Source organism: Pseudoalteromonas sp. CO348 (assembly GCF_004208845.1).
In the GTDB taxonomy this organism is placed as follows: domain Bacteria; phylum Pseudomonadota; class Gammaproteobacteria; order Enterobacterales; family Alteromonadaceae; genus Pseudoalteromonas; species Pseudoalteromonas maricaloris.
In genome coordinates this window covers 73,728-97,311 of record NZ_SGPI01000037.1, presented here as the reverse complement: position 1 = coordinate 97,311, position 23,584 = coordinate 73,728, and the positions used below count along the sequence as shown (strand labels likewise).

Genomic DNA, 23,584 nt, shown 5'->3' with positions numbered 1-23,584 from the left:
TAAAAAGGCCTCAACATGTAGTTGAGGCCTTTTTAATGCTAAAACTTGTAGTTAAACTTAAAAACGATAGCTCAAATTCAGTGCTAAGTCGTTTACATCATTTGCAGAAATGAAATAGTGGCTAAAATCTACTCCTAATGTCAAAGCTTCACTGAGTTGATAATGAACACCACCGCCTATGTAACCGCTAGTACCGCTGTCTTCGTAACGAGTGGAAAATCGACCATCCCGAACGCTGTTAATCTTGTAATCCCAATTAAACGCACCCAAGAACATTTTACCAACAAACTTATCTGCAAATGATTTTGAGTAGTTGAATTGTAATGCAGGACCTTCAGGCAAAACCGGGGCAACTCGCGCCAAAGCCATTTGGCTTTGCTCAGGATCTGTACTCAAGCCTGTAAACTCTACGCTTCCCTGACCAAGGTCAATGTAGCGAAGTCCTACTTGCCAATTAGGGACTAATTCATAAAACGCCCCTATTGACCAACTACTGCTGTCTTCATCTAAGTTGACGATGTTTAAGTCTGAAGCGTTAATTTCACTATCTGCTGTAGATTGTCCGAGCGTTGCCTCCACTTGCCAATTGCTCGCCTGTGCTTGTGTGCTTAATAAACAACTCGTACTCACCAATGCAAAAGCGGGTAAAAGTGATTTTTTACGGCGCAGTACCAGCGCGCTGATTAATAGTAACAACATGCCTCCCATAGTCCCTGAGGACTTATTAGTTATGGATGTAACTTGTTTAACTGATACCGTGACGCTTACCTGGCCCTCAGCCATAGCGCCAAACTCATCTTTAACAACATAGTTAATTGTATCAACACCTTCAAACCCAACTTTTGGTGTGTAACTCAGCGTACCATCAATATTAATGGCCACTGTACCTTGGCTTGCAGTTGCAGAAACAATGCTTAACATTCCACCTTCAGGGTCACTATCATTTGCAAGTACATCGATAATGATTTGCGCACCATTTGAGGTTGCGGTGTCATTCGACACTTGCGGTGGTTGATTGGCGATAATAGAAACTGTCGCAGTACTATTGCTTGATCCGCCCTGTCCATCAGTCACACTATATTGAATAGTCGCATTGCCTATATATGCAGCTGGTGGCGTATAGTTCAATTGATTATTTTCGATACTAACAACACCGAAATCGACACTCGCACCCGTTATGGTAAGTGTATCATTGTCACTGTCCGTATCGTTTTCGAGCACATCAATTATAATTGTTTGACCAGAGACAATTGTCACACTATCAGCGTTAGCGACAGGTTGTGCGTTATTTGAGATTGGTACTGCGATTCCACCAGGGTCGACAATACTGCCATTGGCAATACCATCATCATCATTTGGACCCCCATCAACAATACGTAGTTGCACACACCAATCACCATCGCTAAGGCCTGCGGTCCATTCGTTGGCTCCTGGAGGAGGACAGAAACCTGGCTCACCTTGAGTTGAGAGCAACTCGTTACCTTCTCCAATCACAAAGTCTTGCCACTCACCGCCAATTAATTTGCGATAAACCGCATTAAGTGGAATAGGTTTGCGTTGTGGTAAAACGATACTATATACATCACCGGGTTGTGGTAACCCCGTCGCAATAAAGTCGAACAAACCACCTGCATTATTGGCATTTGGATCTGAAGGCAGCTCTGTTTCCAACAGCTGTAGACCACCCGTATTATTTTGTGGCACAGTGGCGCCTTTACGCAAACATACACCTGGGTCACCTTCAACCAAGAACTGGCTAGATTCTAACGCTTGTTCTTGCACCACATTACAATCAGTGATCGCATCCATGAAATCAGGAATACCATCTTCATCCTCATCGGCATAGCCTTCTTGATCATCCGGAATTAAATCACCGTCACTATCCTCTCCGGTCAACGGTGCTAAAGAGTCAACAACTTCTATAAAGACATTGCGAGATGTTGACAGACTTGGTGTCGCATTATCTTCAGCCGTAACCCTTACTTTATAAATACCCGCCGGGACATTGGCAGGGTTAAATTCAAAGATAAATGGATCATTCGATGTATTGACTAACGCCGCATCCGGCTGCCAGCTCACACTCACAAGATCATTCGGGTTAGGATCAGCGACTAAAGCTTCTATGGTAACCACTTCATTAGAGGCGGTAATTAAGCTACGCTCTTCACCACTTTGCTGCACAACTGCCGATAAACTTGGTGCCACATTCTGCTCAACAATTGTTACTGTTGAAGTAGATTTCGCGCCTCTGTTTACTGAGTCACTCAGGGAGATCACAATGGTTTCGTTATCTTCGCTTATACCATCAGCAAATATATTAAAGCTGATGTTAGCACTCGTGCCCGAGTTTATTACTACTTCACCCGACTGTAAGTCATGATCACTGCTATCCGCTGAACCCGAAACGGTATAAGGTACGGTTACTGGGTAACTTGGTGCAGGGCCATTTAGATACACCTTAACGGAGTGACTGCGATCTTCTGCAACTCTACTATCTTTTTGCAGCGAAACTAGAGGGTTGACATTAAGGTTCTGGCTCGCAGTGGCTTGTTGTCCTTGACTATCCGTTGCCTGCCAATAAACGATGTGTTTACCAGGCGCAAAGATAGGAATTCCTCTCACTAAAGATACCGGAAGAGGGTTCCCTGAGCTATCTGATGCGACCGCAGTTCCAAGATTCACTTTGGTGAATAAGCCTGTTGCGTTCACGGTTAAGTCACTCGGTGCAGTAATTGATGGCGCATTGCCCGTACCCGTACCATTAATCATGATACTAGCATTTGCCTTTGCCCTCGCTTTACTATCATCCTCAATCAAATAAGTAACGACTATTGGTACTTGTGAGTTTTGCACAGCTTGGTAAGTCAAGGTGTTATTGGCTATAAACGCAGAGCCAATTGAGGCTTTAGCACCGATAATTCTGAGCGTTCCGCCATCTGGGTCACTGTCATTGCTTAATACAGGAAGCACATACTGATTAGAAGCCACAGCATCAAAGGCAAAGCTGTCATCAACAGCAATAGGTGCATCATTTACGGACGTTACCGTCATCGCAACAGAAGCCGTATTTGACTTAAATTCACCGTCTGACACGGTGTAAGTAAATACATCAGAGCCATTAAAGTTCGGCAATGGTGTATAGCTAAACACAGTACCTTGAATTTGAACTACCCCATTTTGTGGCTGCGACACTAACTCCATGGTCAATGCATCACCGTCTGGATCGTTCACCTCTGCTGAGAAGCTTGTCGTGCCATCTTCAAGTACCGTTCTTTGCATGTTGTTTGCTACAGGCGCGGCGTTAACCGGCTCAACGTCAATCTCAAATGCCGGTAAGCTTGCTTGTAATGCACCATCACTGACACTGACGATGATATTACTGTAAGTGCCCACATCATCTCTAGTCGGCGTACCTGCTAAATTACCTGAGGAAGTATCGAAGCTTGCCCAAGCTGGTAGGTTGGTCACAGAGAACGTCAATGCTTGAGAATCCACATCGGATGCTGTCGGCGTAAAGCTGTATGCTTCGTCTTGTTTGACAGTAGTTGATGGTGTACCTGAGATAATTGGTGCGTCATTCACAGCATTCACCACTATGCTAAACGCAGGCAAGGATGCTTCAGCTTGGCCATCCGACACCGTAATTACGATGCCGCTATAAGTACCGTCTTGTCCTTCACTTGGCGTGCCAGTGATCGCGCCTGTTGTATCATTAAAACTTGCCCATACAGGCAGGTTCGCCACACTGAATGTTAAGCTATCACCGTCGGTATCCGATGCCGAAGGAGTAAAGTTGTATGCAACATCTTCATTGACAGACGTCGCTGGAACTCCAGAAATAACTGGCGCATCATTCACTGATGTCACTGTAATATTGACTGTCGCTGCGTTCGACACTAAACCTTCGGCATCTTGTACCGTATAAGTAAAGCTATCATTTCCGAAGAAATTAGCATTCGGCGTATAAACAATATTACCAGTCGTTAGTATTTGCAGTGAACCGCCTTGAGGCTGACTAACAATTGCAACACTTGCGGCATTGAGCTGACTATCTACGTCCGTATCATTACCCAATACGTTGATTTCTATGTTGCCATCTTCAAGTAATTGAGCCGTGTTGTTAACAGCAACTGGCGCATCATTAACGGCTGTGATATTAACGGTAACCGTTGCAGGGTCAGAACGCAGCCCTTCACTATCTTCGATGGTGTAAGTGAAGGTCAATGTACCATTTTGATCTTGTTTTGGTGTGATCGCGAGCACACCATCAGAACCAACCGTAACGGTAGCGAGATCGTAGTTGCCTGCACCATCGCCTTTATCTTCAAGCGCAACATCCGAACCATCAAAACCTTGATCCTCAACATCAGAGTCATTTGCAAGAATTGCCAATGTCGTTGCAGTATCTTCGTTTGTTGTTACCGTGTCATTTCCTGCCACAGGTCGGTCGTTTACAGCACCAATATTAACGGAAATCGTGGCAATATTTGACTTACCACCTTCACTGTCAAGAATCGAGTAAGTAAAGCTATCACTCCCCGTCTCATTGGCATTTGGCGTATAAGTAATGGTGCCATTATTCAAGTCTATTGCCGCTTGACCTTTACTTGGCTGAGACTCAAGTGCAATAGCCCCTGTTGGGTTGGTATCTTCGACATCCGTTGCATTTGTCCTAATCGCCAATGCAGATGTTGGCGTGTCTTCATCGATATTCGGTGTAAAGTTAGCCGCGACTGGTAAGTCATTTACCGGCGTTATAGTAATACTAACCGTTGCCTCATTTGATTCAGCCTGAGTCGAATCTTTAACCGTATAAGTAAATGAATCCGAACCATTGGCATTGGCAGTTGGTGTAAAGGTCACTACTCCATTATTAACGCTTAACTGCCCCTTAGTCGGCAGAGTTTTAATCGTAACCGATGAAGCAACCATATTGTTTTCAGGGTCACTATCATTGGTCAGCACATTCACCGAGTTAGAAGCATCTTCAAGCGTAGTCAGCGTATCGTTCACAGCCGTTGGTGCATCTTCAATTGCATTCATATTGATTGTTACGGTGTACACCGGCGAGCTGGCATTAGCGCTGTCTTCAACATGATAGGTAAAGCTATCGGTATGATTCTCACTCCCCCCATGAACATAGCTAAAGCTACCGTCGGTGTTGAGGGTTAACGTACCGTATTGCGGATCTGTGTCTTTCACTATCGTTAGACTGTCGTTGGAATCAAGATCATCGTCACTCGCAAGCGACAGTAAGCCATTGTTGAAGTCCCGCGTTAATGTTGCGCCTTCATCTATAGTGAAGCTAGTGCTTTGCCCCGTTGGCGCATCATTGGTATTAACTACTTCAATATTAAATGCGGTGAGTGTATCGCTATCCGTACCATCGCTCACCGAAATTTCAATATTAGATGTCGTGCCAACATGAGAGTCATTTGGTGTACCTGAAAGTTTACCCGTTTGCGTATCAAACGTTGCCCAACTTGGCTTATTCGTAATGCTAAAGGTATGAGTATCGCCAGTGTCAGAGTCAGTCAAGGTCGGCGTAAAGTCGTATTCACTGTCTTCATTAACGCTCGTTGCCGGTGTACCAGAAAGCACCGGCGCAACGTTATACTTTTTAGTGACTGTGTCAGTTACCGCACTCGATTCATTCCCAGCGTTATCAGTTACAGTAACTGATAACGTCAATGTTCCTTCGTTTAATGAGGTGACATTTATTCCGGCTTCTTGATGGGTAGTACCCGTTATAGATACTGCACTTGAGCTAGTTACTGAACTGCTACCGTCTGAGATTTCATAGGTAAAACTACCCGCTGATTCCAAGCCCGTTAATGTGAAGCTAAATGCAGTTTCATTACCCGCATTGATTAAATCTTGGTCAATCGCAGCTGAAATCCCACTTGGTGCTGAGTTATCTAGCGTGACTGTCGTGCTCGCTGCGCTTGAGGTATTGCCAGCAGCATCACTTTGCGATGCTGTTACCGTCAATGTGCCATTGTTAAACGTGCTAACATCAAATTCTGAGCCACTTATTGTCCATTCGCCGGAACTATCAGCAGTGACAGTGCGATCCAAACTATTTGCACCGTCATTGATAGTAACAACTACACTATTTCCAGCTTCCGCTCCCGTTCCTACTATCAAAACATCATCATCTTCTGATGCATTTATTAAATCATCACCTTCTATAGGCGTTGTGATAGCAGGTGCTGACGGTGCTGAGTTATCCAATGTGATCGTGGTGCTAGCTGCACTTGAAGTATTACCTGCTGCGTCACTTTGAGTAGCTGAGACCGTCAATGTGCCATTGTTAAACGTACTGACATCAAATTCCGAGCCACTTATAGTCCAAGCCCCTGAGCTGTCCGCAGTGACCGTTCGATTAAAACTATTTGCACCGTCATGAATAGTAACGGTTACACTATTACCCGCTTCAGCGCCCGTTCCTACAATCAACACATCATTATCTTCCGCCGCATTTACTCGGCCATCACCTTCAATTGGTGTCGTAATTGTCGGTGCAGAAGGTGCTGTATTATCGAGTGTAACAGTCGTACTTGCTGCACCAGAGATATTTCCTGCTGAATCTGTTTGCGTCGCCGATACAGTTAATTCGCCATTACTAAATCCACTAACATTGAACTCACTGCCACTGATAGTCCAGTTCCCGCTACCATCAGAAGTTACATTTTGACTCAGCGTTGCTGAACCGTCAGTAATACTCACGCTAACAGTCACGTTAGCATCGGCACCAGAGCCAGCAATCAAGACATCATTGTCTTCAGCGGCATTAATTTGACCATCTCCCTCAATTGGAGTTGTAATACTAGGCACTGAAACACTCGTATCAATGACCATTGATAAGCTATTGCTATTGGTAATATTACCGGCGGTGTCCGTTGATCGCGCTGTGATTGCGTGCGTACCACTGGTCATCGCCGAACTAGGAGTAATAGTCCATGCACCTCCCGCAGCTGTGGCTGAACCAACAACGCCATCAAGATCAGAAATGAGTGTCACTGTGTCGCCCGTAGATGCACTTCCTGTGAATGTGGGCGTTGTATCATTAGTAATGTTATCTGCATTTGAAGAGCCGGTATCACTACCAGCGATCAGATCTGGCGTGCTTGGTGCGGTAGGGGCTGTATTATCGATCGTTACGCTTAAAGAACTAGAGCTACTACTTACGTTCGTGCTCGCATCCGTGGCGGTCGCAAAAATCGCATGTGATAACCCTGCAGTCAACGGATCCGTTGTAATTTGCCAATTACCACCCGTTGCTGTGCCAGTACCAATGACCGTTGTGCCTCCGCCCACCTGATCACTATATAATTTAACCGTCGCTCCGCTCTCAGCAGTACCACTGAAGGTTGGTGTGGTGTCATTGGTAATATTGTCTGAGCTTGAAGCCCCAGAGTCTGAAGCCGCATCCAAGTCTGGTGTCGAAGGCGCATTTGGGGCCACGTCATCGTTGACTGTTATCGTGAATGACTCTTGATAACTTGCGGTTCCATCACTCGTTTGAATACAAATAACATAGTCACCAGGAGATGTTGATGCTTGCGTTTGTAACGTACTGCCTGAAAATTGGAAACTGTCGTTACCCGTATTTGCGCTACATGTACCACCATCGCTACTGCCAGCAGTAACCAAGCTATAGGTATGACTATCGCCACTTTCCACATCTGTGGTACTGGCTGTCGCCACGGTCGCAGCAGTTCCTGTATTCGATTGATCTATGCTTGTAGCTGTCAATGCAATATCGGTAGGAGCATCGTTTACGGGAGTAATAGTAACTGCGGCCTGATTTGTACCAGTACTGTCTACTGTTCCATCATTAAAAGTATAGTTGAGTGTTACTGACGAGCTTGGATCCTCAGAGCTGTTACTGTAGCCAATTGATTGCAACACATTATCAACTAGCGCGGAAGTAGCACTGCTGTTGAAAGTGAGTACGAGTGTGCCTGCAGAGTTAGTGGTAACTGTACCGACTTCTGTACTATTGTAACTCAGCGCGCCTCCCTGAGTCAGTGTACCTAGTAGCCCTGTGTTACTATAGACATCTTCACTATTAGCACCACCTGAACGTGAGATTGTTAGCGACGCACCATCATAGTTACCGTTCCCACTATTAAGTGCGTCAAGTTCAGTATCTGCAATGGTTACATCACTATCTATAGCAATCGAAGTGCCATTTTCAGTAAAGGTATTACCACCATTGAGGCTTGTAAATACTGGCTCTTCATTAGCAGCTTCAAATGTGATCAATGTGTCACTACCAGAGTCAGCTACGGTATATGCGAGATCACTACTAGGGGAGTTTGTAAGCGATAGTGATACTTCTACGCCTGAAAAATCGGTTGCATCAGTATCAACTTCTAGCGTACTCGAACCGTTAAACCGCACGTTGCTGGTAGATAGCCCCGTAACCCCTGTTATTGTTATCGTGTCACCGACTGCAAGATCGGCAATCGTATCACCATTGAGATCGCTTGCTGCGCCCTCAAAATTGTCATTGCCATCATTACCCGTCATGGTATCTGTACCACCACCTGGACGCAGAGTATCCGCACCACTACCACCAGTCATGGTGTCTGAACCATTCAAATCTGTTGCCGTTATTTCTAGCACATCACTAGAAAAAGCAGAAGCATCTATGACTAAGTCAGACGTGATTGCACTGCCGCTGGCATTTGTAACCGACACAGTTTGACCGTCGGCATTAAAGTTATCAGTAAGGGTGATCGTTGCCGCGTTATTTGTGCCAACTGCAATGCCTTCAACGGCAGAAACCGAGGTGGTTGAGAAATCAAATGTTCCACCATCCATGAGTTTTAATGTCTCACTGCCCGCAGCGCCAGAAATAGCGGTCGCAAAATCGCTCAGGTTGGCAGCATCAATCGCGACAGTTGCACCACTTGATAGACTGAGATTTCCTATATTAAAGAACCCGCCTCCAGTAACGTCCGCACCATCTGATGCTAAAACCAAGTCGGCCACGTCAGAGTCGCCTGTTAAATCACCAGTATAGGTACTACCACCAATGTTAAACGTTACAGCATCATCGTTCGACGTTGCTGAAACATCTGTGGTACCGTTACTGATGGTAATAGTCCTAGTATTGCTAGAATCGTCGCCAACACTATAAACTTCAACCGAAGAGAAAGTAGTGATATCCCCGTCACCAGAAATATTGATAGTTTCTGTTCCAGCCGCTGAAATATTACCAGTAAAGCTTTCATGTTGAGTTGCAGTCATGGAAACAGATGCGCCAGAAGCCAGTGTCAAATTACTAACTGCATTAATACTTGCACCTGTTATATCTGCGCCAGAACTCAAAGATAGCGTATCTGCAGTTGTATTTTCACCCGTAATAGTACCTGTGTAGGTAAGTGAACCTAAATCGAAGGTAATTGCATCTGAAGTTGAAGTACCAGTAACAGAATGACTTGCACTGCTAACGGTCACCGTTCTTGAATTGGTTGAATCATCTGATAAGGTATAATTTTCAAGCGCAGAAACCGTTGTAATATCACCATCGCCAGAAATAGTTAGAGAATTAGTGCCATCGCCTGACACCGTGCCTGTAAACGACGACAACTGAGATACTGATATCGTGGCAGATCCATCAGTGGCTACAGAAAGGTTCTCAAAACCACTCACTGTCGCCCCTGCGATACTTCCGCCATTACTGATTGAAAGCGTATCTGTACCACTGCCTCCAGCTAGAGTACCAGTAGCTGTGAATGTACCGACATTTATTGTGTCATTACCACTGCTTCCTGTTACGCTTTGCCCAGCAGCTCCGAGCGTAAAGGTGTTAGCCGCTGAAAGTATATAAGTTTCAATCGCACTATTACCAGTTAAACCATCGGTACTATCGCTGATAGTGACGTTCTCAGTTCCCGCAGCGGTCACCGTTGTAAAACTATCATGTTGTGCTTCAGTCATAGTGACTGATGCATTATCGCTTAGAGTTAATGATTCAAAGCCGCTTAGTGATGCCCCGCTAATATTAGCGCCTGAGTCAGCCTGTAACGTATCGGTGCCGGTTCCACCAGAAAGCGTACCTGTAGCAGTAAACCCAGCAACATTAACTGTATCGTCGTCACTACTACCAGTGACATTCTGTGATGCTACTGCCATGGTGAAGTTCATTGCAGCACCTAACACATAGGTTTCAATATCGCTATCACCGGTTAGGGTTTGATCTCCATCAGCACTAGATATTGTAAATTGGTTTGTACCTGAACCATTAATGGTAGTAAATGCGTCATGCTGTGTTTCAGTAAGCGTTAAAGAACCGTCATTATCAGGGGTTAATGTCTCGAAATTAGTTAATGACGTAAAGTTAGCTAAATTAGAGCCAGTCACTACAAATAAGGTATCAGTTCCCGCGCCCCCATCCGCAGTTGAACCAGCAATGTGGCTAGTATCAGCAATAGACAGTGTTTCATCGTCACTAGTGAAGGTAATTGCTGGAGATAAATTCGTTCCGCTCGTAGTATCAAAACTGGCTGCGGTACTGCTTGCTGCAGTGACATTACTCACGGAAATAGTAGCTGTGCGAGAGGTACTATTATCTGTGCCATCATTTATCACGACAGTGACAGTTCTTGCGGTTTCGTTGGGCGTACTGGAAGTATTGTTGTACGTGATAGCTTGTAAGAAGGTTTGCACTTCTGACGCTGAAGCCGTTGCGCCAGTTATAGAAATTGTATCTTGTAACGTAATATCTGAAGATCCCGAAACTCCCGTCAATGCATCTTGGGCAGATGCACTAATATTCAAACCTTCGGATGCACCATCTTGATCGTTCGTGAGACTTACGGTAATGGTTGTTATCGTGTCGCCATCTGTTTCAGTCACAGCAGCATTCGCTGCAATGTTTACCGCACCACCACCTTCAGAGAATGATACACTGCTATCGTCACTACCACTCGTTGAATCTAAATCAACTGCAGGAGCGGTATTAGCCGTTGAGAAATTAAATGTCGTATCGTCACTGATCCCCGCAAAACTGTTACCAGCGGTGTCATCAACCGCCGTTGAGTCAACTCGAATTGAATAATTACGGTTGCCCGTCAGATCACTGGTTGGATTTATATAAATTTTATCGTTTGTAATACCGATGCGGCCCGCACCAGGACTGGTGGTGGTACCATCACTTTCTGTTGCTACATCAAAAACTTCAAAATCACTACTACCGCTGACGTCACGAATCGTAATACTACCGGTTCCCAACACGATAGTTTCACTAAAATCGATCACAATGTCATTGCTACTTACTACACCGGTAGCGTCATCATTTGGCGTCGAATTTGCGCTATCAAATGTTGGGAGCGTGGGATCTACAGTAAAAGAAGTAATACTTAACGCACTATTCGCATTCCCTGCAGAGTCAGTGATAGTAATAGTACAATCACTGTATGTACCATCTGCTAACGCGGTCGAGTTATCGGTTTGTGTCAGCGTGATGGTTTGATTGCCTGTTGAACTAATGGTTGTTGAACTTGAAGTGCCACAACTCCCCCCCACGGACAATGTGCCTGTTTCTGTTGTGCTAAATGTGTAGCTAGGCGCGCTGTCATTGGTTGGAGTAGTCACTGCGGTTACTTCAGCAACTGTTGGTGCTGAAGTATCTACCGTAAAACTAGAAATTGTTAATGCTGTATTTGCATTCCCAGCGGAGTCAGTGACTGTAATGGTACAGTCACTGTAACTGCCATCTGCTAGCGCCGTCGAGTTATCGGTTTGTGTCAGCGTGATGGTTTGATTGCCAGTCGAACTGATTGTGGTCGAGCTTGAAGTGCCACAACTTCCACCTACAGCCAATGTACCTGTTTCTGTAGTACTAAACGTATAGTTAGGAGTGCTATCATTCCCCGGAGTCGCTACAGCGGTAACTTCCGCAACTGTCGGCGCAGCAGTGTCTACTACAAAACTTGATATTGCCAACGCAGTACTTGCATTTCCCGCGGAGTCTGTCACAGTAATGGTACAGTTGCTGTATGTACCATCCGCTAATGCCGCTGAATTATCCGTTTGAGTCAGAGTAATTATTTGGTTGCCAGTTGAGCTAATTGTAGTTGAACTTGATGTACCACAACTTCCACCTACAGCTAACGTCCCAGTCTCTGTCGTACTAAAAGCATAGTTTGGCGTACTGTCATTAGTTGGGGTTGTTACTGCGGTAACTTCTGCAACTGTTGGTGCAGACGTATCCACCGTAAAGCTCGAGATTGTTAGTGCCGTGCTAGCATTGCCCGCAGAATCCGTCACCGTAATAGTACAATCGCTGTATGTACCATCCGCTAACGCTGTCGAGTTATCTGTTTGGGTCAAAGTGATGGTTTGATTGCCAGTCGAACTAATTGTTGTTGAGCTTGAAGTGCCACAACTACCACCCACAGACAATTCGCCGGTTTCTGTAGTGCTAAACGTATAACTAGGTGTTGTATCATTCGTTGGCGTAGTCACTGCGGTCACTTCTGCGACCGTTGGCGCTGTGGTATCTACTGTAAAGCCCGTAATACTCAAAGCAGTGCTAGCATTGCTAGATGAATCGGTAACAGTAACCGTACAATCGGTATAAGTGCCATCAGCTAATGCTGTCGAGTTATCTGTTTGAGTCAGGGTAATGGTTTGGTTGCCTGTGGTGCTGATTGTGGTCGAGCTAGATGTGCCACAACTGCCTCCCATCGACAACTCACCCGCCTCATCAGTCGTAAACGTATAATTGGGTGTATTATCGTTGGTCGGGGTAGTTACCGCTGTCACCTGGCTAATTGTTGGAGGGGTGTTATCAACCGCGGCCGCAGCAGAATAAGTAATTGTATCTACCCCAAATCGATTATCATAAAGTATAGGATTACTACCAGAATCATAAAACTCAAATACCACGGTATCTACATTTTGCCACTCGCTACCTGAAAAGTCAGCGTCTCTCGTAAGTGTAAATGTATTTCCAGAGGTCACTTGGGGCATGGTAATGGTCGCTGTTACTGGCGTCGCAGCTGTTCCCCCATCATACCCTTTTATAGTAATTCGGTAGTTATTGTTTGATATTGTGTTGTTTGAGTAGACAACAATGGAGTCAAAACTAAAGTTGTTACTAGAGTCACTGGTATAAAATATGAATCCCGCCTGCGTCGACGATGGCGATGTAAAAATGAAATCGTCTGCAACCGCAGCCGTACCTCCATACACAGTCATCGTTGATGACGTATAGGACGTTGCTGTACCTGCATCTAGCAAATATGTGACTGAGCTCTCTGTATGCGAAATGTTCGCAACTCCACTACCTGACTTCACTTTGTAATCAATAGAGGCTGCCGTGACTGGCAGGCTAGATATACATAGCCCTGTAAAAACAGTACCTTTAATAACCGCTGTGATTCGATTCAACTTCATGTCCCACTCCAAATGACTGATTTGGTATATTCCAGAGTACCTAAGATTAAAAAAGCGTTTTGTTTATAAGTTGTCGAGTTATTGAACTTCTTAGGTTCAAACATACCGCAAATCAAAATGCTCTCAGAAGAAACAGGCCTCGCAGTATTGACTGCGGGACCTGTTCAGCCCTATCAACTTCGTGATGGATAGATACCATCCAATACAATTTGCCAATTAACAACTTGTAATGGGTTAAGAATACTAAAGCTTTGTGATGCACCAGTATCATTAACCACAACACTACCTTCAACGCTGCCACCATCTACACTTAATCCACCAAGCTCCGTTAGTGTGGGCGCAGGTGAGAGACCTTGCTGCTTGTAATATATTTGGCTATTCGGGTTACGCGCTAAATAAGCCGTTCCATCCGGAGTGTCAGTGTTAGCATCATTTGTTGCTGCCTGAAGAGAACCTGTAACGCCACCACCTGTGGCGACAAAAACTGCGCTATGCGTATGTTTTGGTAATTGAGTTGAGGTCAACGCTATATCTTCCATACCAAAACGCATCCCTAACCGGTAATCTCTCCCCCCTGGCATAACCCCCATCCCAACGGGACTACGCCCTCTCATATCAGGCAAACCTAAGGTAGTGCGAGCATCACCGCCATAGTTATCACCAATTAATGAAAAAAGCGCGGTATTTTGAGATATTGCTAATAGTTGCCCCTGACAAATCGCCCAATCTCTTATCGCAAAGATACCGCCAAAAGGTCTCATAGTACCGATATATGAATCTGCAGACATGTTATTAGTCCTTATATATTTATTTAGTTACTTTGTATGGCAATCGAAGTGCAACTACTTTTCTCGGGTGCCACTATATACTCACTGTTCTACTGCTTTGAGGGTGAAAGATGCGCTTACGCACTACCATCACACCTCATGACTCTGGTTGCTCCTGTGCACTTTCTTCTTGCATGGCTTCAGTTGGGTTGACTAAAAAAACTGGCGGAATAAACAGCTCTTGCAAAGAAATCTGCCGTACACTGCCTTTTGATACCTTACCAATACATACCGTTCCTACTTGATTAACAGTTAGTTCTACTGAGCCCACTTCATCTGATGTGGAAAACCGCCAATACAGCTCTGAGGTTTTATAGCGAATCAATACCATTTGCCCACATTGATCAAATTCATCAGCCTGCTCACAAAATTTATCGTGGTATTCAGACAATCGCTGCTCACCTAAAAACTGCACCAACAGACTCCCCATTCCTGGAACAGTTAAAATTGCGGACTGTCCACGCTCTACTATTAACTCTCCTTTACCTTCAAGCTTGGCGATGGTTTGGGCCGATTCGGGGCTAGGCAAGGCGCCATCGTTATATGGATATGCCGCTAGGTCATAGCCATAATTATTGGTAAGTTCTATCTTTATCTTCATTTGTTATCTCGCATCTGAAGTGTTATCCAGAGCACCGCACACATGGAATTACGATAACAGCCCAACTTCTATTTCCTTTCATGCGACTTTGCTCACCATCTTTAATATTATTTTTATCATTAACTTGTTGACTGTGAAGCCAACTTAGCTAGATCAAAGAAAAGCCTGCATCTAGCCCAAAAAGCACAGCAAATCTATAACCATCAAAGAGTCCTTGCTGTGTACCAATAACATCCAAACACACAGCACCATCCAGCGTTTTAATAACTAAGCCTTCTCTTCGGCTTAGTTGAATAACAGTTCCTTCTTGCACGCCTTTAACATCACATCTAACCTCACTCGCTTGTAACACTTGAAACATCTCTTCTCTTAGACGAAAGGTGGCACAACCAACATCTACATTGCCAGCTCGGCACATGTTCACAATTTCCAACGTAGGTTGTTTACACCAGTTAATAGCCAGCTGCTGCGGTTCGATCATAGGTGCAAAATGCTCAAAGCATGTGTCTTGCTCACGCCAAGTAATAGCTTCTTGCTCTGCCAATTGACAAAATGTGTCGAGTAAATGAGGTAAAGCTTGCGAGATTTTTTGATTTACTATGCTAATCGTATCGAAAGGATGAATAGCAAGGTCAATATCGGTAGCGATATCTCCGCTATCTACTTCTGATGTAACACGGTGCAACGTAAGCTTAGTGGCTTGTTCACCGTTTCTAATTTGCCAATAGAGGGGAAATGGTCCGCGGTATTCAGGTAGAGGACTAGGATGAATATTGACTAGGCTGCCATCAAAATAACTGATCAACTTTTGTTTTATAATATGTCTAAATAGGTAAATTACGCCGTGATTAGCGCCTAGCCTGTCTAAATCCGCGATAAGGGTCGTATCGTCATACTGGTTATACTTTAAAGTGGGGATCTGCGCTTGATGCAGTAGCTGCTGCAATTGTATTAAATCCGGATTTGGCTCAGCGTCCACTAAAACTACACATGCTAATTTATTGGTTTGTTGGAGGTATTGGATCGCTGATAAACTCTGACAGCTGCCAGTAAACACCGCATACTTTTGCATTATACAATCCCCTGTACTTTTACTGGCACAAAACCCGGTAATCCAGTCAATTGATAGTAAAACTGAACCGTATCCCCGCTACTAGCAACAAAGTGAGTGTGTTCAATGTCTTTAGGTTTAAGGTCTATATAAACGCTCATATCAGGTCTTGGGTGTGTGATCCCTGAATCATATTGGCCAACCTCTTCTTGCGCGAATGTCTCTATGTGGGCATATACTGCAAAGATACGTTTGCCCATGTCTTCAACGCCCGTAGGTAGTACAATTTGATTCGCAGGGATCACTTTAATGCCATCTTCAAGTTCAAGCTCTTGCATCTCTAACAAAGTAGATTTATTGATCTTAAGGATTTCGCCTAATTCCACTCGATCTTGTTGTGCCTCACTACCTACATTGCTCGAGTGACTATATTCTTGAGTTTTCCATTGTTGATTAAATTCAGTTTCTCCAACAACCATCATGCCTTTTACTGACACATTTTGCGGGATCATCCAACCATCTAGGGATAAGTACTTTACTAAATGTTTGGCAATACTTAATTGGCCCTCTTTAGTAAAGCCATGTTGCATCGCTTCTAACACTAAAAGATCAATGGCATTTTGGGGCTCAAATAAGGTCGCATCAGCCTCTTCAATAAGCGATACATACTCTTCAAGCTGCAAGTCACTGACGAGCTGCTTAAGTGTTAATATTGCACCAGGCTGAATATCAACAAACGTCACTTGAATTTGGCTCGGCTTGACGGTTTGGGTGTCTTTGTAATAGCTAAGTAAAGGCAGTAATAAAGGGGCGAAAGGACCACAGGCAGGGTACAACACATTAATTGAGGGCTTATTTTTTAACTTACCTTGAATCGCTTTGTCGAGTCCGCGTGCATATCCCTTGATCCGGTAAACATCCTTTATTGTGTGCTTACAGTTATAGGGTGACATAATCAACCCCGTCGCAGAAATATACTGATGAGTGAGCACCTCTTGGCTTAATTCTGCCATTGCCATAGATTGCACCGCATTATCGTACATTGTCTCAAAGGCACTGACCAACTCTTGGTGTGTAACAGTATTAAGATCTGTTAAAACCAATGTTATTGCGTCAACAAAGCTCTTTTGCAACAGCTTTTGACGTTCACATACGGAAAGTTTTGCTTTTAAAAGTGATTGAAGCTGAGTTCTAATTGAGTGCTTTAATAAATCATCAACCTGAGGGTCAATGAAATCTACCTTTGTATTGTTTGCTAACTGCTGCTTTTCCATAGATATTATTAGCTCCACAGATCCTTAAATGTCGGCTTGGCTGATGCTTTTTTAAGCGCTCAGCCGGTGTCTCCTAACTGTTTCTCTAATGAGTGTAGTCAAGCACAAGTAATCTGCTAATTTTTTGATAAAACTTCGGCTTACAAAGATAGGCCGATGTAAAAATCGTAAAAAATAGGTCATCACTTCGATTTAGTAGTAATGAAGTGAGATCTGTTGAACACAAAAAAACGGTACGTTGCACATCTCATTTAATAAAACCAAAGACAATTAAAAATCTGAAATATTAAGTAGTTACCATAACACTTCTGTTACTACACACTGATTATGCCAAAAACATGAAGAATAAAGAATTACACAACATTACAGCAAGATGTAATAGCGTTTTCACAAAAAATTCTTGCTTCTGAAAACCATAGATTTGCTCAAATCTGTTACATTGTTCAAAAAAAGCGCATAGCTATTTGATTTTTTTAAATAATTGAAATCTTGATGGTAGACATGTATTTACATTCCAATTACCCTATACCATTAACAAAAAATAAGAATTAGTAATCATATGTCTCTGACACAATTTTCGGATAGCCATATTGTCGATGTTTTCCAGTCTGACAAATACCAACTACTTGAAAAAATTGGAGAAGGTGGATTCGGTAAAGTTTTCAAAGCACGCCAAATAAACACTGGGCAAATCGTTGCACTAAAATTTTTGGCGTTAGAACCACAACTGGAAGCGACGAAAAAACACAGATATGCGGAACGTTTCAATCGCGAAACCTTGCTTTGTAGTCAATTAAATCACCCAAATATCGTACGATTATTAGATAAAGGACAATTAAATGAAAATTTAATGTTCGGGGTATTCGAGTATGTGGAAGGGCAAACACTACGGGACTATCTAAGTCAAAATGGTGCAATTGATTCAGTGTATGCAACCGACATCATGTTGCAAGTGTTAGACGCGCTCATTCACGCTCATCAACAAGGCATTATCCACAGAGACATAAAGCCAACCAATATTATGCTTAGCCAGTCTGGTGCAAAGACTTATGCCAAAATACTTGATTTTGGTATTGGTACGCTGGCACAAGAAACTCGCCAGCATGACTTTGAAACGATCACACTTACGCAAGAAACATTAGGCACACCTTCTTACAGCGCACCAGAACAATTACGTGGTGAGCCAGCCTCGGCCAAATCGGATCTCTATGTCTGGGGTTTGGTATTTTTAGAATGTTTAACCGGCGTGCCTGCGGTAACTGGCACAAGTGTCGCCTCGATTTATCACAAGCAATTAAGCGATGTACATATTCCAATTCCAAGCGCACTACTTGGCCACCCTCTTGCTGGGCTTCTCAGACGCGTACTCAATAAAAGCGCGTTGGAGCGCGTGATCACCGCAACCGAGGCATTCTCTGAACTGGCACGAATGAACGTATCGAACCTTGTTGGTGTGCTAAATGATGTTAAAGCTCAACATGGTTACGACGAAACCACAGTAATGATCCGTGATGACGATCCTAACCATCGTGCCATTCAAGAATATACGGCGCTTACTGAACGCAAACAGCTCACCGTTCTTGCGGTAAGGTTAAGTGTTAAAGCACTCGACAATCAAGATAAAGACTTCGATGTCATCGACACGGTTTATAAATCTCAACGCAATCACTTTATTGATATCGCGACTCGTTACGGCGCTTATCACGTGGGTAACCTCGCCGATACCAGCTTGTTTTATTTTGGCTACCCTGTTAGCAGCGATAACGACGCGCGATTGTCTGCCCGTACCGCACTTGAAATGATAAGCGAACTTGGCAAACGTAACGCACTAATGCAAGAAGCCCACAGAGTCGCCCTTAACGCTCACATTGGTATTCATACTGGTGTATTTATTACCTACGCCAATGCCGTACCTGAAGGTCATCACGCAAACATTGCAGCAGCACTCTCCCGTGAAGCTGGCGAGCGCCAAGTCTTATGTAGTGCAGAGTCACGCTCACTCCTTGATGCTTTTTCAGAATTTAATCTGTACGGTCAAGTACAAATAGGCCCGTTATTTGAACTAACGCCGGTTTATAACTTGCAAGGAGAACGTCGCATCGAAGCATTTGGCTTTATGCGTGGTACAAAGAACCATCATGAACTTGTAGGTCGTCACCTTGAGCTTGAACAGACACTTTCACTCATTAATAACGAAGTCGAAGGTGCAACACGCATCGCCCATATTCATGGTGAAGCTGGCATAGGTAAATCTCGGCTGCTGCAAGAAATTCGTGCTAATGCACCGCAATATCAGCATTTAGTCGCCCAGTGTTTACCAGAGCACCAAAATAATGCTTTGTATCCAATTTTAACGTTGGTCAAATACCTCTTTAACACCGAACAGCTTGACGCTCATTCAGCCAATACCGTGTTTAGTTATGTATTATCAAACGTGGATAGTAAGCTCGATTTAGTGCAAGCTATCCCTGTGTTGCTAGTTTGGCTCAATATCTCACTTGATGATGAAATTACGCCTTCTACACTTTCTCCCGATGAGCAGAAGCAAGTGTTGTTTAAAGGGCTTTGCGCATTGTTACTGTCAAACCGTCACGGGCTCAGTAAGTTTAAACTTTACATTATTGAAGACATTCATTGGGCAGATAGCACCACCTTAGAGTTTTTACATCACTTTGTCGGTGCGCTAGCTTCAGGTGATGTTTTACTAAGCACTTCAAGACAAGCGGTGCCAACTCAGTTGAAAGACCTTACCTTAGTGGATGTTTGCCTGAAAAAACTAACCGAGAAGGCCACCGAAGATTTTATCATTAACCTGTTTGATGGCCGCCGAGTGTCAGAGCGGGTTCTCAAGTTGCTTACCAGTCGCACCGACGGGATCCCGCTATTTATTGAAGAACTCGTCAACATGCTTAAGCAAAAGGCATTGGTTGGAGATAAAGGTGGAGAGATTGACTTCCTCGCACCAGATAAACTTGACCAAGTACCTACGAGTTTAAGAGAGTCATTACAACAAAAACTAGATAGCCTTAGTCACGCCAAAGAAACAGCCCAACTAGCAGCCACAATTGGCCGAGAGTTTGAATATGATTTACTCGTTGCGGCATCGTCTTTAAGCGAAAACCAGATCCAAAACGACCTAAATGAGCTGATAGCAAACGACCTTATCGTGCACCAGCGCCGCGTTGATAACGATAGCTATATCTTTAAGCATGCGCTAGTGAGGGATGCGGCTTATGAAAGTGTTAATCAAACCAGCATACGTTTGTTACATTCAGTGGTTGCTCAAACACTAAACTCATACAAAAGTGAGGATTACACATTAAGAGCAACTCATCATGAAAAGGCGCTTGAATACACTGATGCAACAGTGCTTTGGAAACTCGCTGCAGAAAAAAGTACACAGTTGGCAGATATAAATTCTGCAATACAACATTACTCTTGCGCACTTAATACTCTCACGCAATGTACAGGCAGTTACGAAAACAAGCTCACAGAAATTCTAATAAGAAATGCGCTAGCACTACACTTGGCTACCACATTAGGATATGCAAACAGCAGTATCACACCACATATCGACCGTTCCCGAGCACTGTGTAGCGAGCTCAACAACCCCCCTGAGCTGTATTCTGCTTTTTGGAGTATTGCATTAATTCAAGTCGTTAAAGCCGAGCATATCGAAGGATTGAACACAATACAGCAACTACTTGAAATGGCTAAGCAGCAAAATTCTGCAGCCTTGGAAATAGCAGCTCTTCATTTAAAAGGCGGGATCGAATGGGCTAAAGGGGATCTGCTATTGGCTGACAAGACCTTTACTCAGGCATTAGCTCTTTATAACTATGATGAGCACCACGAATACTTCAAAAGCTACCCATTTCCATTTGACTGTGCAATATCCTCACTGCCAATTCATGCCGGTGTTTCTTGGCTCATGGGTGATTACGAACGTTCTGATCAACAGCGAATTAAAGCTGATAGACTGACAGAATTAGATGATATTCCCGCATATCAAGTTCACGTTTACGCCCGTCATGCCTACATTGGAGTAATATCCAGAAGACTCGGTCTGGCCGAGTATTACGCTGAAAAGGTCCTTTCACTTTCTGAGAAGCATGGATTCGCGCTTTGGTTATCCATTGGTAACGTAATAAAAGGCTGGCTGATGTGCCTTGATCACAATGTATCTGAAGGTCTTCCCCTCGTTCGTTCTGGTTTAGATGCTTACCTGTTAACGGACTCTATCGGTCATGTTGCTTGGCTACGAACAATGTATGGTGAATGCTTACTGCTTGCAGAAGATACTCAAGAGGCTTTAGAACAGTTAGATATTGCTATCAATATTGCAAATGAAAAACTTGATACGTTTTACTTACCAGAAGCTTATCGACTTAAAAGTATGCTGTGTACTACAGAATCCGCTCGTAAAGAACAATTAAAAAGTGCTAAAGAAGTCGCTGAATTGCAAGGGGCACTTGGATATATCAACAAGTATTTAAAATAGGAAATTAAGAATGATAACTAGAACATGCTTACTGTTAGCATTGGGCTGTTCAGGGGTTGCGAGTGCATCAACAACTTTGCTTCCTGCGGACGTTTCATGTGATTTGGCCACGAACAATGCGATTGCCAATTTTACGCTTACACCTGAGCATTTATACGAATACTCATGGCAAACTTTTATTGCGATTAACCAACAAAAACAATTCGGTAAGCTTTCACTACCCGCTTGGGCTGACTGGATTAATACCGCAACACTTGCTGAAGTCAACTACACAAATGGCTATTTAAAGGAGTTCAACACGCCCGTTTCTGTTGAAGGCAAAGATACCAGAAAAAATATTACCACAGCAGATAGCTGGCAATGTGACTCTGGTTGTTTAGACTTAGATATGTCGTTAAAGCTAGATGGCGACGAAATCAAAATGCTGGGCCTGAGAGATAAAAATAACAACCCTGTATTTTTTGAAAAGCGGGTAAATGGTAAATGGATGGAAGCACTATGGGATACCAAAGAAAACCTGAACGAAATTGATAACAATCCTGCTCTCAAAGACCTTGCGGGTTTCGCATTTAGGTGGGGTAGTTGTGGGCAAGGTAACACATCCGCTAAACAGCCTCAGATTGCATTAAAACTGGGTTGGCGCATACTCACAAGCAAAGATGATAAACTGAGATACATCACCATGGAAAACATTAAGTTACATGGTTTTGCAGTAAAACAAACTCTCGGTCTTATTGCCATGCATATCGGGGTTGGTACCAGTTCAAACCTATTGGTAGGTGATAAACCGACTTGGACTTGGTTGACATTTGAGCAGGTTGATACGCTTGAAAGTGAAACCCCAAAAACGATCCAATATAGCTTCATTGCTCAGGACGAATATAGCTGTTCCAATATATATACAGCCAATAGACCGACACCTCTTGTTCGAGATGAACCAATTCCCACTCTAGCTGCAACATATAATGATCAGTACCGCTCTAAACTAAAAAAACAAAACTCTGTATTACAACATTACCAGCTTATTGGCTCACAATATCCACATATTGATAACGCAGGGTCATACCAGCGCTTTGACAAAAATGTTAGAAGTGTGGTTTTTGAGCCTTTTCTAGCTCAGGTTAATAGCAAATGTGAAATTCCCAAATCACAGTGGACCGTCTCTGAAAGTATCAGAAATAAAGGGTCGGATTGCGCGAGCTGCCATAACAATCTAAATTATTATTACAATGAAAATAAAATAAAATGGACAGAAAGATTCAAAGATTTCACTTTAATAAACAGTGGAATACCTGGTATACCAATGAAAGAAATAACATTAAACCCTAAGGAAAAGTAAAATGGCTAACAATGCATTCATAGACTATCTAAACAGATTAAATATTGATTTAGACTTCAGATTAAATAGTCAGGACAACCCAATAAAATCACTGAATGGTTATGTAGACAACAAAGATATCACCGAAGAATGCTTGACTATTGGTGGTAATAGTAAGCTTTGCAAACAACCTGAAGAAAATCAACTTATCAAAAGTAACTTTTCTGCTGCACTAAACAACGAAGATTTTATCAGTGACTACCTTTCTCACTTCGAGGGTGAGAAAACAAGCAGTAAAGCTTCTATCACCGAAGGAGTTGAAGTCGTAGCGTTACTTAATTTCTTACGTTCGATAGCATATGAAGAAACGTCTCACAGTGAATTTATTCAATCTCCAAGTGACTATATATCAAACTTCAGCGTAGAGTATAACAACACCAAAGCAGAGCTCTCTGCAGACGTTAAAGATGAACTACTTTCGTTGGTCTCTCAGTTTGGAGATATAAAAGGTAATGAGGAGAAATTTGTACGTGAATTATTCTCTCTTAAAATTATCTCGCAAAATTTAGCTGATAACGCGAATATTATTTGGTAAT

At 43.4% G+C, this 23,584-nt stretch carries 8 protein-coding genes; 3 read left to right on the top strand and 5 right to left on the bottom strand.

The window, feature by feature from the left end; genetic code table 11:
- Window positions 1-57 precede the first annotated feature (57 nt).
- The 5 genes from EXT48_RS19030 to EXT48_RS19010 all read right to left on the bottom strand — a co-directional run bounded on the left by EXT48_RS19030 (window position 58) and on the right by EXT48_RS19010 (window position 17,169).
- Window positions 58-13,416: an Ig-like domain-containing protein gene (locus EXT48_RS19030; RefSeq protein WP_240703407.1), complete on the bottom strand. Its 13,359-nt coding sequence runs from the start codon at window positions 13,414-13,416 to the stop codon at window positions 58-60.
- A 173-nt stretch (window positions 13,417-13,589) separates the two neighbouring features.
- Window positions 13,590-14,204: a phage tail protein gene (locus tag EXT48_RS19025; RefSeq protein WP_130165400.1), complete on the bottom strand. Its 615-nt coding sequence runs from the start codon at window positions 14,202-14,204 to the stop codon at window positions 13,590-13,592.
- Between the two features lie 136 nt (window positions 14,205-14,340).
- Entirely contained in the window at window positions 14,341-14,844 is a 504-nt protein-coding gene (locus EXT48_RS19020) for a hypothetical protein (RefSeq protein WP_130165399.1), read from the bottom strand.
- Between the two features lie 148 nt (window positions 14,845-14,992).
- The gene (locus EXT48_RS19015) at window positions 14,993-15,916 is read right to left on the bottom strand and encodes a methionyl-tRNA formyltransferase (RefSeq protein ID WP_130165398.1); all 924 of its coding nucleotides are present in this window, start codon (window positions 15,914-15,916) and stop codon (window positions 14,993-14,995) included.
- Window positions 15,916-17,169, bottom strand: a complete 1,254-nt coding sequence (locus EXT48_RS19010) for a hypothetical protein (RefSeq protein ID WP_130165397.1) — start codon at window positions 17,167-17,169, stop codon at window positions 15,916-15,918. The genes EXT48_RS19015 and EXT48_RS19010 overlap by 1 nt, the downstream gene beginning before the upstream one ends.
- Before the next feature lie 559 nt (window positions 17,170-17,728).
- On the opposite strand from EXT48_RS19010, the gene EXT48_RS19005 reads away from it, so the two are divergent.
- The 3 genes from EXT48_RS19005 to EXT48_RS18995 are packed head-to-tail and all read left to right on the top strand — an operon-like array spanning window position 17,729 to window position 23,583.
- Window positions 17,729-21,670 (top strand): TOMM system kinase/cyclase fusion protein, encoded by a 3,942-nt coding sequence (locus EXT48_RS19005; protein WP_130165396.1) that lies wholly within the window; start codon window positions 17,729-17,731, stop codon window positions 21,668-21,670.
- A 10-nt stretch (window positions 21,671-21,680) separates the two neighbouring features.
- Complete coding sequence (locus EXT48_RS19000) at window positions 21,681-23,009, top strand: hypothetical protein (protein WP_130165395.1); 1,329 nt, start codon at window positions 21,681-21,683, stop codon at window positions 23,007-23,009.
- A 1-nt stretch (window position 23,010) separates the two neighbouring features.
- Window positions 23,011-23,583, top strand: a complete 573-nt coding sequence (locus tag EXT48_RS18995; RefSeq protein WP_010377775.1) for a hypothetical protein — start codon at window positions 23,011-23,013, stop codon at window positions 23,581-23,583.
- The last annotated feature ends 1 nt before the right edge of the window (window position 23,584 follow it).